Origin of the sequence: Alteromonas sp. CyTr2, from assembly GCF_947311905.1 — a bacterium.
GTDB classification, from domain to species: domain Bacteria; phylum Pseudomonadota; class Gammaproteobacteria; order Enterobacterales; family Alteromonadaceae; genus Alteromonas; species Alteromonas macleodii.
Genome location: NZ_CAMZMZ010000008.1, coordinates 57,213 through 75,083, shown reverse-complemented (window position 1 = coordinate 75,083; position 17,871 = coordinate 57,213). Strand labels below are relative to the sequence as shown.

Sequence of the window (17,871 nt, the reverse complement as noted above, 5' to 3'; positions counted from 1 at the left end):
TAAAAACAATGACCCATTTTCTTGAAAAATTAGTATTCGGAAACCGTAAAATTGTCGTAGCCTTGTTTGCTATAGCCACAGTTTTCCTTGGTTACCAAGCTTCACAAATGCGCTTAGACGCAGGTTTTGAAAAGAACATACCGCTAAATCACGAATACATGAAAACGTACATTGAGCACCGCCAAGATTTTGGTGGCGCTAACAATATATTAGTTTCTGTTTGTGATAAAAACGATAACATCTACAATCAAAACTTCTTCGATACCTTAAAGAATGTTCACGACCAACTCTTCTTTATTAATGGGGTGAACCGTTCGTTAGTTATTTCGCTTTTCTCTCCTTCAACCCGCTTTACTGAAATTGTAGAAGGCGGCTTTGCAGGCGGGCCAGTCATTCCTGCCGACTTTAATTCTGCAAGCCCAGAAGCATTAGAGTTGGTGGCAGCTAACGTAGAAAAGGCAAACATTGTCGGAAGACAAGTATCCAGTGATTACAGCTGCGCAATGGTAACAGCGCAATTGCTCGATATTGACCCGCAAACTGGCGAGCCTCTCAATACATTGGCATTAGCAGCAGAGCTTGAAGAGCAGCTTCGCGGTCAATATGAAAACGAAAATACGTCTATTCATATAATTGGCTTTGCGAAAATGATTGGCGATGTGGCCGACGGTGCAAAAGACGTGTTGATCTTTTTCGCCATTGCTATCGCGATTACTGCCGTAATGGTGTATTTCTTCTCGCGCAGCATCATGCTTACGTTATTGCCATTAGTATGCTCAATCATTGCCGTTATCTGGCAGCTAGGCCTGCTTACTTCAATTGGCTTTGGTATGGACCCTATGTCAATACTGGTGCCATTTTTGGTATTTGCCATTGGTGTGAGCCACGGCGTACAAATGATTAACGCGGTAGAAAAACAAGCAGTAACCGGTATTGGTGCTAAACGGGCATCTATGGCGGCATTCAGAAACTTGCTGGTTCCAGGCGGAATTGCATTGTTATCTGATACGGTTGGCTTTATGACGTTATTAGTAATCGATATCGGCATTATTCGCGAGTTGGCGATTACGGCAAGTATGGGTGTAGCGGTAATCATTCTTACCAACTTGTTGCTGCTGCCTGTGCTGATGAGCTTCTTAAAACTTGACCAGAAATATGTCGAAAAATTCGCGGGTAAAGAAAACGCTAATTCGAAATTCTGGGAAGTCATTGCTGCTTGTTCACGTAAAAAGCCTGCGGCAATAATTCTTATCGTTACTGCTATCCTATTCGTGTTTGGTCATTTCCAAGCTCAGAATATGAAGATAGGGGACTTACATGCGGGTGCACCTGCGCTTCATGAAACATCACGCTACAATCAGGACACTTTCCTGATTACCGATAAGTACGAAGTAACGGTAGATTACATTTCTATTTTGGTTGAAACCACACCAGAAGCTTGTACGTCACACAGCGTGATGAAGGCCATGGACGATTTCCAGTGGAAAATGGAAAATGTTCAAGGCGTTCAATCGGCGGTTTCGTTGGCATCTGTAGCAAAAATTGTTAACGCAGGTTACAACGAAGGCAACGTTAAGTGGCAGGTACTCCCTCGTAACCAGCAAACATTGGTGCAGGCAATTTCTCGCGTTCCCACATCGTCTGGCTTACTTAACGGCGACTGCTCGGTCATGCCAATTATTCTGTTTATGGAGGACCACAAAGCAGAAACGATCTCTCGTGTCGTTGAAGCGGTAAAAGCGTATCGCGATGAATATCAAACCGATGATATGAAGTTCAGTCTTGCTTCTGGGCCTGTTGGCGTGATGGCCGCAACTAATGAAGCAGTTAGTGCAGCGCAGGACCCTATGATGCTTTATGTATTTGGCGCCGTTATTGCGTTGTGTCTAGTTAGCTTCCGCTCGCTGCGTGCTACGTTAGTTGTTGTTATTCCGCTGTATGTGGTGTCTGTACTGGCGCAAGCCTTAATGACATACCTTCAAATTGGCCTCACCGTTTCTACATTACCAGTTATCGCACTTGGCGTGGGTATAGGTGTGGACTATGGTATTTATATACTCTCTACCAAGAGCTTAATGCTGAAGAAAGGCGCTACCGTTCAAGAAGCATATTTCGCTGCATTAAAAGAACGTGGAAGTGCTGTGCTATTTACCGGTATTACGCTGGCAATAGGCGTGAGCACATGGGTGTTCTCTTCGCTTAAGTTCCAAATGGATATGGGCATTTTGCTTACATTTATGTTCGTCGTGAACATGCTTGGAGCAATAATTGTACTGCCTGCACTAGCAAGATTCCTATGGTGGAACAAGAATGACCCTGATGCATAAAATATTTTTGCATAGCTAAGCATTAAAAAGGGCCTTTAGGCCCTTTTTTTTGGGTGTTTTCTGCATACTTATCTATGCTGTTAATATAAGGTTAAAAATGGGCTTTCATTAGCGTCATTTATTAGAGAAAATAGTTAGGTACTCGGCACTTATACCAAGCTGGATTGGTATTACGACATTCAAAAAAGGTTAACAAATGACAGTCACCTCACAGCGACACTCAGTACTGCTAGACAATGTATTTGCACTTATCGACAAAAAAGTAGATACCAAGCAGAAGTCTCTTGTGCAGCAATTCGGACGTCTGTTGTATAAAAATATTTCAAGCGATGACCTAGAAAATCGCAACGACAGCGACCTTTATGGTGCAACACTTAGTTTATGGAATGGCTTGGCGAAGTTTGAACATACGTCGCCATACATACGCGTATTTAACCCGGAAATTGCCAAACACGGCTGGCACTCAAGCCACACAATTGTTGAGATTATTGTGTCGGATATGCCATTCTTGGTTGACTCGGTGCGCATGTTGCTAAATCGTTTGAACATCACCGCACATTTATTCCTTCACAGCCCAATTGGCATTAAGCGCGACAAAGCGAACAAAGTTGAAGCGTTTGCTGAGCCAGGCCAATCGCTTGAAGGTGCGAAAAAAGAAACGGTCATCTTTATCGAAATCGATAGACAAACATCGAAAAAAGATATCGATGCTCTAACACAAGAACTGCACTCTGTCGTTGATGAAGTTTCTCTGGCAGTTCAAGACTGGCAAGGCATGACAAATACCTTGCAAGACGTAATTAAAAACAATGCTAAATTTAACTGGCCTGTATCTGCAGAAGCCAAAAAGCAAACTAAAGCTTACTTAGAATGGTTAGGCGATCACAACTTCACAATGATGGGTTACCGTTATTATGACGTTAAAGCCATTGAAGGGGACCATAGATGGATCCCTCAAAACGACACCAGTTTGGGTTTGCTTAAAAACTCAGTAAACGACCGAGAGCGTTTGTTGTCTCGCTTACCTGCGTCGGCCCGTGCGGAAGCGCTTAGCAAAAACCCATTGATTCTGACCAAAACAAATTCGCGCGCGCGAGTACACCGTCCTGCATATATGGACTATGTAGGCGTGAAGGTGTTTAACAAAGAAGGTCAGGTTGTTGGTGAGCACCGCTTTTTAGGTCTGTATTCTGCCTCTTTCTATAACAACAGCGTAACTCAGCTTCCGATTTTACGTGAAAAAATCAAACGTATTTGTGAGCTATCTGGTTTCGAGCCTGGAACTCACGCATACAAAGCGTTTGCAAATATTATAGAAACCTACCCACGAGATGAGTTGCTACAAACGCCAGCGGAAGAGCTAGCGCAAATTGTGATGGGTATTTTTCAAATGCAAGAGCGTGGAATTTCACGTTTATTCATTCGAAAAGACATTTTTGGCCGCTTTTTCTCGTGCATGGTGTTTGTGCCAAGAGAGCGCTATAACACCCAGTTACGCAAAGAAACCCAAGCGCTACTTAAAGCGTCATTGGGCGCAACTGAAGAAGTGGAATTTACTACGTTCTTCTCAGAGTCTGTATATGCCCGTACGCATTACATTGCTAGAGTCAACGACAACAACGCGGAATTCGATGTGAAGGAAATAGAGCAAAACATTATTGAGTTGACCAAAACCTGGAATGACAGACTCGCGTCAGCTATTTCAGCGGCACACGGTGAGGCTTCGGGTAAAGCGTTGGAACGCAAATACAACAATGCTTTCTCTCGCAGCTATATGGAGCATAACCTACCGTCAGCAGCGCTTGTAGATATTGGCAAACTAGAGATGTTAGACGACAACCACACACTGGATATGTTGTTCTATCGTCCACAAGAAGAAGACGCTGACAGCCAGGTAGTTAAGCTTAAGCTTTTCCACCGTGCCGAGCCTATCCATTTGTCTGACGTGTTACCGATGCTTGAGAATTTTGGGTTACGCGTAATCGATGAAAGTCCTTATAAAGTCACGTGTTCAGAAGGTGAACGTAACTGGGTCATGGACTTCACCATGTTACATAAAAGTGGTCAGCACTTTGACATGGAAAACGCCCAGATTCTCTTTCAAGATGCCTTCGCCAAAGTGTGGTACAAGACACTAGAAGACGACGCGTTTAACCGCCTTATCCTTGGCGCGAATATGACTGGCCGTAAAGTTACGGTACTCCGTGCTTATGCTAAATACATGCGCCAGACCGGCAGTTCTTTCAGCCGTGACTACATCGCAAACACACTAGCTAACTATCCAGACATTGCTCGTTTACTCGTAGACTTTTTCGACCAGCGTTTTAATCCTAAGAAAAAGCGCAATGAGAAAAAAGAGGAAGGTATTCTTGAGACTATTAAGGAACAGTTAGATAACGTTAGCAACTTGGATGATGACCGAATTATTCGTCGTTATCTGGATATGATGTCTGCAACGTTACGTACAAACTTCTATCAGGCAGACGATGCCGGCAATGAAAAATCATATGTATCATTTAAGATGATGCCTGAACTCATTCCTGACATGCCATTACCACTGCCTAAGTTTGAAATTTTTGTTTACAGTCCTCGCGTTGAAGGTGTGCACCTGCGTGGCGGCAAAGTTGCCCGCGGCGGTCTTCGTTGGTCTGATAGACAAGAAGACTTCAGAACAGAAGTACTCGGCCTAGTAAAAGCGCAACAAGTTAAAAACACGGTGATCGTGCCGGTTGGTGCAAAAGGTGGTTTCGTTTGTAAGAACCTACCTGTAGGCGAAGGTCGCGCAGCTATTCAGGCTGAAGGCCAAGCATGCTATCGCACTTTCATCACCAGCTTGTTAGATATTACTGACAACATTGTAAATGGTGAAATTGTTCCCCCTAAGGATGTTGTTCGCCTTGATGATGACGACCCTTATTTGGTTGTTGCTGCAGATAAAGGCACTGCCACGTTCTCTGATATCGCAAACGGTATTGCAGAAGAGTTTGGGTTTTGGCTGGGCGATGCATTTGCATCTGGCGGTAGTATTGGATACGACCATAAGAAAATGGGTATTACTGCACGCGGCGGATGGGAGTCGGTTAAACGTCATTTCAGAGAAATTGGTATCGACTGTCAGACCACTGACTTTACCGCTGTTGGTGTGGGCGACATGGCAGGTGACGTATTCGGTAACGGTATGTTGCTATCAGAGCATACGCGACTAATCGCTGCGTTTAACCATTTACATATTTTCTTCGATCCAAGCCCAGATGCAGCAGCAAGTTATAAAGAGCGTCAACGCCTGTTTGAGAACCCAAGCCTAAGCTGGGAAGACTATGACAGTAAGCTGATTTCAAAAGGCGGTGGCGTATTTAGCCGCGCGTCTAAATCTATCAAGCTTACACCTGAAATGAAAAAGTGGTTAGGTACGCGTCAGCTAACGATGACGCCTAATGAGCTAATTCACAATATATTGAAAATGCCAGTCGACCTACTGTGGAACGGTGGAATCGGTACGTATATTAAGAGCAAGAAAGAATCTCACTCAGACGTAGGTGACCGTGCTAATGATGACTTACGCGTCAATGGTCGTGACGTACAAGCTAAAATTGTGGGCGAGGGCGGTAACTTAGGTCTAACGCAGTTAGGTCGTATTGAATATGCGTCTAACGGTGGCCGAGTTAACACTGACTTCATCGATAACGTAGGTGGGGTTGATTGCTCTGATAACGAAGTAAACATCAAAATCTTGCTTAACAGCCTAGTTAACGACGGTGAACTTACGCTTAAACAGCGTAATAAGTTGCTCTACGATATGACCGACGATGTAAGTCGAATTGTACTGAAAGACTGCTACCGTCAAACTCAGTCTATCTCTATTACTGAGTTAGCTGGCGTTAAGCAACTTAAAGAACAGCTTCGCTTCATCCACGGTCTTGAGCGTGAAGGTCAGCTAAACCGTGAATTGGAATTTATTCCAAGTGACGATGAGATTTCTGATCGCGTAGCCACGGATCAAGGTTTAACTCGCCCAGAGTTAAGCGTATTGATTGCGTACGGCAAAATGGTACTTAAAGATGCGCTTAATATTCCGGAAATTACTGACAATCCTTACCACGGTAAGTTGTTAGTAGAAGCCTTCCCTAAAGTGCTCCGCGAAAAATTCGCAACACACATGCAACAGCATCCGCTTAGAAGCGAAATTATTGCGACTAAGTTAACCAACAACATGGTTAACGACATGGGCCTTAACTTCGTGTTTAGGATGCAGGAAGAAACTGGCGCAAGTGTGAGCGAAATTGCTGACGCATACGCAATTGTTCACGGTATCTTTAATATGAAGACGCTGTGGGAGCGCATCGAACAACTGGATAACGTTATTCCAGCTCAGCTACAGCTTAAAATGTTAGATGAAGCACGTAGAATTATGCGTCGCGCTTCGCGCTGGTATATTCGCCACGGTAATAAGACGCAATCCATTGAAGAAGCCATCGCGAGCTACCGTGGTACCTTCGATATATTATCGAAGAACCTGCAAAACTACTTGGTTAAAAGCGAATTTACTCAGCTTGAAAACGCTACGCAGAAATACATTGATAAAGGTGTACCAGAAGACATCGCTTATCAGGTTGCAAGCTTCTCTAACATGTTCTCTAGCTTTGACCTTGCGCAAATCGTTGAAGCAGATAAGCACGATACCGATGTAGTCGCTAAGCTTTACTACCAGCTAGGTTCTCGTTTAGAACTTCACTGGTTCTTAGATCAGATAAACAACCAGGCGGTAAGCAACCACTGGCAAGCGTTAGCTCGCGCCTCGTATCGTGAAGAGTTAGATTGGCAGCAGCGTTCCATTGCAGCAAATCTTTTAGCTTCTCGCGAAGACGTAAGTAGTGCAGATCAAATTCTTGATGAGTGGATTGAAAGCAATCAGGTCCTACTTAAGCGCTGGTATCACATGATGTCTGAGTTTAAGACCAGTACAACGCACGAATTTGCGAAATTTTCTGTCGCTTTACGTGAATTGATGCTTTTAAGCGTGAAGTCTAACCATTAGAATACACGCACCTTAATGAATTAAGCCCTGTTTATCAGGGCTTTTTATTGGCCGATTGAACATTGCTGTACATTTTTGCAGCATCGTTTGTAAAAGCAAACCTTATACAAGCGCAATATACCTTGATGATCAACAGGCCCTTAATTAGCGAGCGGTAATAATAACCATGCAATCTCTAGTGCAAAAATTCTTGCTTCAGTGTGAACCTGAAAAAAGTCACAATTTCACCATTAACTGGTTAAACAAGACCCAACATACACCGCTGAAATGGATGTACAGCACACCGACGATAAAAAAGCCCGTTACCGTTGCAGGCATGACCTTCGATAATCCGGTAGGACTTGCCGCCGGGCTTGATAAGAACGGCGATTGTATTGACGCATTTGCGAGCATGGGATTTGGTTTTGTTGAGATAGGCACGGTAACGCCTCGTCCGCAGCCAGGAAACCCAAAACCTCGTTTATTCAGAATTCCGGAAAAGCACGCCATTATTAATCGCATGGGATTTAATAATAAAGGTGTTGATCATCTTGTAGAACAGGTGAAAAAGGCTCAGTTTAAAGGGCCTATTGGTATTAATATTGGTAAAAATAAAGATACCGAAGAAGCGAATGCGCTCGACGATTACCTGATTTGTTTAAACAAAGTTTATCCTTACGCAAGCTACGTCACTATTAACATTTCGTCACCGAACACACCTGGCCTAAGAAACCTCCAATACGGTGAAGCGCTCGATAAGCTGTTAGTTGGCCTAAAAGCAGCACAGGAAACGCTAACGCAAACCCACGGTAAATATGTGCCGCTGTTCATTAAAATAGCGCCAGATTTGAGCGATGTGGAAATTGACAGTATTGCTGCTTCGCTAATTAATAGCAAAATGGATGGTGTAATTGCTACTAATACGACACTTTCACGTGATGCCGTTGCCGGATTACAGCACGCTGAGGAAATGGGCGGTTTAAGTGGCTCGGTTATGACAGATATGAGCTTAGAAGTAACACGCAAGCTAAACAAAGCACTTGACCGCGCTATTCCTATTATTGGCGTTGGTGGTATTGACTCACCCGAAGCGGCACAAGCACGCTTGGACGCTGGCGCATCACTGGTGCAGGTCTACTCGGCTTTTATTTATCAAGGCCCATCGCTCGTTAAACGCATCGTAAACGCGTTATAATATACCCAAACCAATCTCTCGTGTACGTGCTTTTTCTTAAGCACGTACATCAAAAACAGGTACATGAATGAATACTATTCTGGTTACGACCAGTCGCGGTCTTGACGAACTATTAAAACAAGAAGTGCTACGCCTTTGCCCTGATGCGCAAGTTAAGCAAGGGCCTGGCACTATTCAGTTTGAAGGCTCAAAGGAAGATGCGTATAAACTTTGCTTATGGTCACGCTTAGCCAACCGCGTAATTTGGGTGCTTGCATCAGGAAAAGCAGGTGACGCAGATGCACTGTATAATACGGCTATGGGTATTGACTGGCAAATGCAGATGGATTCACGTCATACCTTATCTGTACAGTTTATCGGCACAAACTTTGCCATAAAAAACACCCAATTTGGTGCGGTTCGTGTTAAAGACGCCATAGTCGATTCGTTCGTAGAGCAGGGCTTACCGCGCCCATCAGTAGAACGGAAAAGCCCTGATATTTCTGTGTATGCAAGACTACATCGCGATAATGTAATTTTAGGCATAGATTTAGCGGGGGCAAGTCTGCACCAACGCGCATACCGACAAGAAACCGGTGACGCGCCGCTTAAAGAGCATATCGCAAGCGCAATGCTAATGCGTAGTGGATGGACAGAGAATACCGATGCGCCATTGGTCGATTTGATGTGTGGCTCGGGCACCATCGCGATTGAGGCAGCCTACATCGCTCGCAATATTGCGCCAGGTATAAAGCGTATGTATTGGGGCTTTACTAAGTGGCTCGGCCACGAAGCGAAAGTGTGGGATGAGCTAGTCGAACATGCTATTTCCGCGCAAAAGCCAAGCTGCAGCGGTATTTACGCGGGTGATTTCAGCCGTAAAATGGTAGCAATTGCAAAAGCAAACGCTGATTTTGCTGGCGTGTTTAACGATATTTCGTTCTCACAGCAAGACGCAACAAAATCTTCTCCTCCCGTTGCGACACCAGGCTACGTCGTTTCAAACCCTCCTTACGGAGAACGTTTGGGCGAGCTAACATCGTTAATACCGCTATTTAGTGATTGGGGTAAGCGTTTTAAAGAAGCCTGGAAGGGATGGCATGTGTCGCTTCTTAGCAGCAATCGTGATTTGCTTCGGGTTTTAAAGCTTCGCGCCACCAAAGACTATGCCATGAATAACGGTAAGCTGGAATGTCGTTTAGCGAATTATGTGTTGGATGAAGAAAACACGGTACAGTTTAGCGAGGACGCTAGCAACCACGAGTTTGCTAATCGTTTGAAGAAAAACCTCAAACGCATGAAAGGCTGGATCAAGAACGCTAACACTAACTGTTACCGCATATACGATGCTGACCTGCCAGATTATAACGTTGCCGTAGATAGATATGGTGACTGGCTGGTCGTTCAAGAATACGCGCCGCCAAAAACGGTTTCTGAAGATAAAGCACGCAAGCGTCTGCAGGAAGTCTTGCTTCATTTGCCAGCAGTAACAGGTGTTTCACCAAGACAGATAGCGCTTAAAGTGCGTAGCCAACAAAAAGGTACAAAACAGTACGAGAAAATTAATCAGACTGGCGACATGATGGAAGTGTTTGAAAATGGCGCTCGTTTCCTGGTTAACCTTACTGACTACTTGGACACAGGCCTTTTCTTAGATCACCGTAATACCCGCCAAAAAGTGCAGGCGTTGTCCCAAGGCAAAGACGTTCTTAACTTGTTTTCATATACGGGTAGTGTGTCGGTATTCGCCGCTAAAGGTGGCGCAAAGTCTGTAACGACAGTGGATATGTCTAATACTTATTTAGAGTGGGCAAAGAAGAACGTAGCGCTGAACAAACTCACTGCGCCTCATGCTTTTATTCAAGCTGACTGCACCACTTGGTTAGGTACCCATAAAGGCAAATACGACTTAATTTTTATCGACCCACCTTCATTTTCGAATTCAAAGCGTATGCAAAATACGTGGGATGTGCAGCGCGACCACGTAAAAATGCTTACCGATGCTAAAGCGTGCTTAAAAGAGCAGGGGATCATCATCTTCTCTAACAACAAGCGTGGCTTTAAGCTAGATGAGACAGCCATGAGTGAACTGGGCTTGTCAGTAGACAATATTACCAAAGACACTATTCCAGAAGATTTTGCACGTAAAGGCAACATCCATCAGTGCTGGGTGCTAGGCTCATGAAAATTTATTTTTACACCGGGCCGCAATGTAGCCTGTGCGACTTAGCCGATGTTGAGCTTCAACAAACGTCTATGTTTTCATCGCTTAATATAGAGAAGGTTAACATTCGCACTAGCACTGAGCTTTATCATTTGTACGGTGCAAGGATCCCCGTTTTGAAACGGGCAGATAATGAAAAAGAAATCGGCTGGCCTTTTAATACAGCTGATTTAGAGGAGTTTCTTCAGTGAGCATTTTGCAGTTAAAAAACATCACTGTTATTTATGGGAATCCGCCGCTGTTAGACGGTGTCGAACTGGTTGTACAGCCTAAAGAGCGCGTCTGCTTAGTAGGTCGCAACGGTAGTGGTAAATCAACGCTAATGAAAGTTATCGCTGGCGATATTATTGCCGACGATGGGCAGCGTATAATTGAAAATAATACGGTCATTGCGCGCCTAGAGCAGGACCCGCCCCAAACTACCGATGTGACGCTTTTTGACTATGTTGCCGAAGGCTTATCTGACGTAGGTGAAACACTGAAAGCCTACTTTCATCAAACCCGTATCGTTGGTGAAGATCCAAGCGAATCGAATTTAAATAAATTACAGCGACTACAAGAACAGTTAGAAGCCAGAGACGCGTGGCAGTTTGAACAGCAAATTGAACAGACGCTAACCATGCTAAAGCTAGACCCTGAAATATCGCTATCTACTCTTTCTGGGGGATGGCGCAGAAAAGCAGCGCTAGCTCGTGCGCTTGTTCGACAGCCGGATTTGCTCCTGTTAGACGAACCAACTAACCACCTTGATATTGAAATGATCCGCTGGCTTGAATCCAGCTTGAGTAATTACCAAGGCGCAATTGTGTTTGTAAGCCACGACCGTGCATTTATACGTGCCATGGCTACGCGAATCATTGACCTTGACCGCGGCTCGGTTACGAGCTATCCGGGTAACTACGAAACTTATTTAGAAAAGAAGCAGCACGATTTAGAGGTTGAAGCTTCACAAAACGCTGAGTTTGATAAAAAACTAGCGCAAGAAGAGGTATGGATTCGTCAGGGCATCAAAGCCCGCCGTACCCGCAACGAAGGCCGAGTAAGAGCGCTGAAAAAACTACGCGAGGAGCGTAAAGCGAGAAGAGCGGTTCAGGGCAATGCGGTAGTCAATCAACACCAGGGCGCGCGCTCTGGAAAGATGGTGTTTGAAGTAAAAGACTTAAGCTATAGCATTGAAGGCAAGCCTATTGTTGAAGGGTTAAACCTGAATGTTTTGCGTGGTGACAAGCTTGCTCTCATTGGTCCTAATGGTAGCGGTAAAAGTACGCTTATCAAGCTTCTACTCGGCGAACTCCAGCCCGATAGCGGCAACTGCAAACAAGGCACTAACCTTGAAGTTGCTTACTTTGACCAGCACCGCCACGGACTGGATTTAGAAAAGTCTGTGATAGACGCGGTAGGCGACGGTAAACGCGATCTGATGGTAAATGGTCACCCACGCCATGTGATCAGCTATTTACAAGATTACTTGTTTACGCCTGAACGCGTTAATGCACCGGTTAAGTCGCTATCAGGTGGAGAAAAAAACCGCCTGATGCTAGCAAAACTGATGCTTAAACCGAGCAACGTTTTGGTGCTGGATGAGCCTACCAATGACTTAGACGTTGAAACCTTGGAAATGCTCGAAACCTTACTCAACGAATATACCGGCACCGTGCTTTTAGTCAGTCACGATAGGGAATTTGTTGATAACGTAGCAAATAGTAGCGTGGTATTCGAGGGTAATGGAATGCTTCGCGAATTTATTGGGGGTTTCACTGACGTAGAAAACTGGTATAAAGAGCAACAGGAAAAACGTCAGCAAATCGAAAAGGAAGAAAAAGCCAAGGTAAAGAATGAAACTAATTCAGCTTCAGACAGTCCTAGTGCTAAGTCTTCTCCCCGTAAGACGAAAAAGCTATCATACAAAGACCAGCGTGAACTTGAGTCCTTACCGAAAGAACTAGAAACACTTGAGGAAGAGCTTGAGGCTATGCAAGAAAAAGTGAACGACCCGGACTTTTTCAAACAAGACAGTGACATTACTGCCAAGGCGTTAGCCGAGTTGGCAGATAAAGAAGAATTACTTTCCCAGAAATATGCGCGCTGGGATGAACTAGAAAGTATGCTGGAAGATAATCAGCAGTAAATAGGATTTTAAATGAAACGAACTCAGCTTGCCGCCGCCGTTCTGTTGGCAACAGGAAGTGTTTCGGCATTCGCCGCGACCTATTCAGTGACGCCTCTTCCTTTACAGGATACCGCTAGAAACAATTTTGCTCGTTCGATTGATAACTCAGGCAAAATGTTGTCTGTCGTTCAACTGGAGTTCAATCCACCAATCGACGCAGAGCAGCTTGAAGAAGACACGACTTTTTTTGACCAGTTCGGTGAGAGTCTAGAAAACGAAGATGACGCACGCCAGGGTGTTTTTACAGACATAGACTACACCACGGTAGTAAACTATCTTCTATCGAACCCAAATCTTACAACGGGACAGAAGCTAGCGTCGTATAGAACCTATGCAACCGACACTCAAGATATATCATTAGTACCAGGTCTTGATGAAGTTACAGACAAATTTGATGACTATACGCGATCTGTTGAATCGACTGGTCGTGACAGCTTGAACGGTAACTTTATTGTCGGTGATTCTTCGGGACTGGTTGTTCTAGACCCATATGAGAACGAAGATGGCGATACATTAAACTACACGTATCCAGAGTCAGCACAACAAGCCTTTGTTCAAGCATCTGGAGAGACTAAAGTACTTCCAGCTGTTGATGACACTGTAGGAGGGTTCTCTTCAGCTCGAGCAATAAACGCAAACTTACAGGTTGCAGGTTTCAGTACTGTTAGTTTCCGCGATGATGTTGCCGATGCTGTTGAAACGTGTACAGACGATGAGTCTCGTGGTGACACATCTGAAGGTCGCTGCCTGTTTACTATTTATAATGGCGATTTTGCTGTTCCACGTATTTCTAGCTACTTCATTAATTCATCTACAAATTACTTACCGAGCTTCGTATTGCTGTCTGAGGTTAACGCTACCATTTGGCAGATCGATGTCAACGGCGATGTAATCAGCACCGATACCTACCCGTTATTATTTGAACCTGATGAAGACGATACACGCCACTATTTCACGTATGCCTATGACATAAATAACCAAGGTATCGCAGTCGGTGAAGGCCTTACTGGAGATCGCATTACGATAACGCGCCCAAATACATCAGGCAGGACTGAAAGTGAACGAGTTGCAACGGTTTTCAGAGACGGTGAAACCATTGAACTTCTTCCACGCGAAGAAAATATCATTAGCCAAGCTATCGCAATTAATGATGAAAATTGGGTGACGGGTGCAGTGCTTCGTTCACAAAGCGATATCGCACGTTCTCGTTTGTTTGTATACAACCTTGATACCCAAGAACAGCATTACCCTGATGGCTTCTTCGTGAGTGCTGGTGTGACTGCGAATGCCATTAACAATAATAATATCGTAGTGGGTAAGGCAGACGTGGATGCAACGAGTGATACGCTTCGCGATACAGCGGCATTTATGTACAACATTGATACTGAAGAGTTTACTAACTTAAATGATTTAGTTTCTTGTGATAACCCATATGAGCTAATTGAAGCAGTAGATATCAACGATGATAATGAGATCATTGCGAATGCGAGAATTAAAGCTACGAACAAGTATGTAACGGGTAACGATATAATTAATTCAGACGGTGAAACAGAAGAAATCGACTCCGTAGTGGCGGTTAAACTGTCTCCGTTATCGAATGGTTCCATAGATGAATGTGAAATTCCTGAGGACGAACAGCCCTATGAGCGAAAAGGAGCTGCAACAGGTTTACTCGCATTTTTTGGTCTATTTGCTGCAGTATTTATGCGTAGACGTTTAAAGAAATAGCTGACCATATGGACAATATGTAATCAACATTAAAAGAGCCACCTATGCGTGGCTTTTTTTATGCCTAAAAAACGTAAAAAAAGACATATTTATGCATAAAAAATGTAACATAAATTTCATAGAAACTTCATTTATTTAAATTTTGTCAAGCCCTTTTATTTTTTATTTTTCTTGAACCATTTAGTTAATTGCACTATCACAGTATTGTACGCAATCACTTTTCCGGCACTATCAACCGAAATGATGTAGAGCGCTCGAGAAAATGATTTGTTGTACTTTCAACAAACAAAAGAGGCTAATCAATGAAAAGACAAAAAAGAGATAAACTGACACGCGCCCATTCGAAAGGCTATCAAGCTGGCATTAGCGGTCGTTCAAAGGAAAATTGTCCATTTCAGCAAAACGATGCACGTTCACAGTGGTTAGGTGGATGGCGCGAGGCAGTAGAAGACAGACACTTAGGTTTAAGTGTTAAATAACACTTCTCTTTTATGAACTGATTATGCAAAAAGGAAAGCCCCTGAAAAGGGGCTTTTTTGTTGGTCAACGGTAATTGACCTTATAGCTCTATAAAGGCAGTCTAGAAGTTTGAGGTATCTTGGAACAAGCCAACTTTCAAATCTTTCGCTACGTAAATCTCACGGCCATCAACTTCTACTGAACCATCTGCCATACCCATGAAAAGTTTACGCTTTATCACGCGCTTCATCGTGATCTTATACGTTACCTTCTTAGCGGTTGGAAGGATTTGACCGGTAAATTTAACTTCACCTACACCTAAAGCTCGGCCTTTACCAGGGCCGCCGCTCCAACCTAAGAAGAAACCAACTAACTGCCACATCGCGTCTAGGCCTAGGCATCCCGGCATTACCGGATCACCTGGGAAGTGACAATCAAAAAACCATAAATCGGGGGTAATATCTAATTCAGCGATAATTTCGCCTTTCCCATGCTCACCGCCATCTTCTGTAATTGAAACTACGCGGTCCATCATTAACATGTTAGGTGCGGGAAGTTGACTGTTACCTGGGCCAAACATTTCACCACGGCTACACGCCAATAAATCTTCTTTGTTAAAACTATTTTTCTTCTCTGACATTCCCAACTCGTTGCTGTTATTAAAGTGACGCTGCTAATTTAGCGAACAGTTGTACGCCAAACAACTCTGAACAGTCATTTTTCTGAAGAAAAACGCATGCTAATATAGGTTTAGCAACATTGGCTTGTACAAACATCGTTCTATACGTGTGGTTTTTGTACGACTTCTAAATACAAGCTCTACAGTAACGTAACATTGTGTGAAAACTATGACAGAACAAACAACGAAAAAAAGCATTAAAAAGAGTGCCGCAGATAGAGCTAAAGCCAACGCTGATAAACAACGAAGGTTCAGAGAAAGGCAAAAAGACGCAGGTAAGAAACTTGTAAGAGGCTATGTTAGCCCTGAAGCAAAGGCGTGTTATGACGAAATACGCGACAAGACTGGCTGGACTGACAGTGAAGCTATGTCAAATGCCATGCGGCTTATGTACGCAGCTTACAAATGTGGGCAAATTAAACTACTGAATGAATGGCTTCGCAAAAATAACCGTTAGCCGGTTTATTTAATTTTTGTTTTCAGCCATGCACGACTTGGACTATTTTGCATGGTGTGGCGTTTAACAATACGATGCGCCTCTTTAACCACATCATCTCGCTCGCGATAGTCCCATAAGCGCTTTGCCGTGATGCGATTATTCTCTGTTATATCAACGAGCGGTTCAACGTAGTCACGTTCAACGTCAAAATCTAACATTTGCGCTTCTAGGGGCGGCAATAAGTGAGGGGCGTGAACAGCTTCACTGGGTAATTTAGCAAGTTCTGGCACCCACTTCTTAATGAATACACCTTCAGGATCTAATTTTGAAGATTGTGTTGCAGGGTTGTATAACCGCACGGTGTGAATGCCGGTTACGCTAGCCTGCATCTGTATTTGGGGGTAATGAATACCTGGCTCAAAATCTAAGAACTGTGTTGCCAAATAATGCGCTGCCTTTAGCCAGTGTACATTTAGGTGATGACACAGAAAACTGGTTACCATGGCACGCATTCGAAAGTTTAAGTACCCGGTATACTTAAGTGCTCGCATGCAGGCATCTACCAACGGATAGCCGGTCAATCCCATTGTCCAAAGGTAAAAGCGACGCTCGGCTTCTGGGCCATCTATAAACGGAAAGTATTCGTATCCACTATTCATTGGTCGCCATTCAATACTGTGTTCGCTCTCAAATTTTTGAATAAAATGGCAGTGCCAATGTAACCGAGACGTTAAAGCGGCTAGGGCGCGACTCCACTGTTTTCTATCAGAATTCGGAAGTAATTTTTTCGTCTGCTTTTGATGTTGGACGCTTTGGTAAACTTGCTTAATTGATAGATTTCCCCATGCCAAGTAGGGACTTAAACGAGTACATGCCCGTCTTGCATATTCCGGCTTAGAAATATGTTGATGGTAGTATTGTCCTCTAGCATCGAAAAAATCTTTTAATACTTGCCAAGCACGCCTTTCACCGCCTGGCTGCATCTTGTTTAATTTTTTTAACTTGTCTAAAACATCCTGCCGATAATAATTCGCTTTCTCGCTACAATGAGTGCCGGTTTGACTAGTAATATGACAATCAAACAGACCAAGCTCATCTAAATTTTTGCAAGCAGTATTGATGTTGTTGTGCTGGGTCCAGTCGACCCAATTAACGCTGTTTATATCAATATCATAGGTTTTCGTTGTAAAGTGACGATCCCAGTTCTGCTGCCATTGCTCACGGTGAGGCAAACCACGCATCACTGCGCCATACTGGGACTCAATATGGTTTATTTTCTTTTTCTTCAAATAGTTACTTACTGAAATATCACGGTTATGCGTAACGCTCAACCCTATTTCTTGGTAACTCCTAACCGCTGAAATGGCGTAGTGCTGGACAATAAGTTCGAGCGCATCAATAACTTCACAGTGTAAGGTCAGTAAACGGGCGTCTGAAGGCAACTGGGCGTTAATGTCGTCGATACTTTGCTGGATAAATTGCCAATGACGTATGTCCATATGCGGGTCGGCTATAAGGGAAGGTTCCCAACAAAAAAGCGGAAGAATGTTTTCGTTTTTTTCAACTGCACGGTAGAGAGGCTCGTGGTCTCGAAGGCGAAGGTCACGTTTAAACCATATGACAGTGACAGATTGTTTAAAATGTACTGGAACCATAC

11 protein-coding genes are annotated in these 17,871 nt (G+C 43.9%); 9 read left to right on the top strand and 2 right to left on the bottom strand.

The genetic code is table 11. From position 1 onward, the window contains the following. Positions 1-8 precede the first annotated feature (8 nt). The 8 genes from QME20_RS06870 to rmf all read left to right on the top strand — a co-directional run bounded on the left by QME20_RS06870 (position 9) and on the right by rmf (position 15,116). Complete coding sequence (locus QME20_RS06870) at positions 9-2,327, top strand: MMPL family transporter (protein ID WP_061485905.1); 2,319 nt, start codon at positions 9-11, stop codon at positions 2,325-2,327. 196 nt (positions 2,328-2,523) lie between these two features. Then, complete coding sequence (locus QME20_RS06865; RefSeq protein ID WP_171337036.1) at positions 2,524-7,362, top strand: NAD-glutamate dehydrogenase; 4,839 nt, start codon at positions 2,524-2,526, stop codon at positions 7,360-7,362. 166 nt (positions 7,363-7,528) lie between these two features. Further along, on the top strand, positions 7,529-8,536 hold the full coding sequence (gene pyrD / locus QME20_RS06860; protein WP_187446469.1) for a quinone-dependent dihydroorotate dehydrogenase: 1,008 nt from the start codon (positions 7,529-7,531) through the stop codon (positions 8,534-8,536). A gap of 67 nt (positions 8,537-8,603) precedes the next feature. Then, positions 8,604-10,700, top strand: a complete 2,097-nt coding sequence (gene rlmKL, locus QME20_RS06855; protein ID WP_281715675.1) for a bifunctional 23S rRNA (guanine(2069)-N(7))-methyltransferase RlmK/23S rRNA (guanine(2445)-N(2))-methyltransferase RlmL — start codon at positions 8,604-8,606, stop codon at positions 10,698-10,700. Then, positions 10,697-10,930, top strand: a complete 234-nt coding sequence (locus QME20_RS06850; RefSeq protein ID WP_014949555.1) for a glutaredoxin family protein — start codon at positions 10,697-10,699, stop codon at positions 10,928-10,930. The genes rlmKL and QME20_RS06850 overlap by 4 nt, the downstream gene beginning before the upstream one ends. After that, positions 10,927-12,867 (top strand): ABC transporter ATP-binding protein, encoded by a 1,941-nt coding sequence (locus QME20_RS06845; protein WP_049586295.1) that lies wholly within the window; start codon positions 10,927-10,929, stop codon positions 12,865-12,867. Before QME20_RS06850 ends, QME20_RS06845 begins: the two co-directional genes overlap by 4 nt. 12 nt (positions 12,868-12,879) lie before the next feature. Next, on the top strand, positions 12,880-14,637 hold the full coding sequence (locus QME20_RS06840) for a DUF3466 family protein (RefSeq protein WP_014949557.1): 1,758 nt from the start codon (positions 12,880-12,882) through the stop codon (positions 14,635-14,637). 302 nt (positions 14,638-14,939) lie between these two features. Continuing rightward, complete coding sequence (gene rmf, locus QME20_RS06835; RefSeq protein WP_014949558.1) at positions 14,940-15,116, top strand: ribosome modulation factor; 177 nt, start codon at positions 14,940-14,942, stop codon at positions 15,114-15,116. 101 nt (positions 15,117-15,217) lie between these two features. Here rmf and fabA read toward each other — a convergent pair whose 3' ends face one another. After that, entirely contained in the window at positions 15,218-15,736 is a 519-nt protein-coding gene (gene fabA / locus QME20_RS06830) for a bifunctional 3-hydroxydecanoyl-ACP dehydratase/trans-2-decenoyl-ACP isomerase (RefSeq protein ID WP_014949559.1), read from the bottom strand. Between the two features lie 208 nt (positions 15,737-15,944). Between fabA and QME20_RS06825 the strand changes: the two genes are divergently transcribed. Then, on the top strand, positions 15,945-16,232 hold the full coding sequence (locus QME20_RS06825) for a hypothetical protein (RefSeq protein ID WP_014976601.1): 288 nt from the start codon (positions 15,945-15,947) through the stop codon (positions 16,230-16,232). Between the two features lie 5 nt (positions 16,233-16,237). On the opposite strand, the gene QME20_RS06820 is transcribed toward QME20_RS06825, so the two are convergent. Further along, positions 16,238-17,869: an FAD-binding domain-containing protein gene (locus tag QME20_RS06820; protein ID WP_281715674.1), complete on the bottom strand. Its 1,632-nt coding sequence runs from the start codon at positions 17,867-17,869 to the stop codon at positions 16,238-16,240. Positions 17,870-17,871 lie beyond the last annotated feature (2 nt).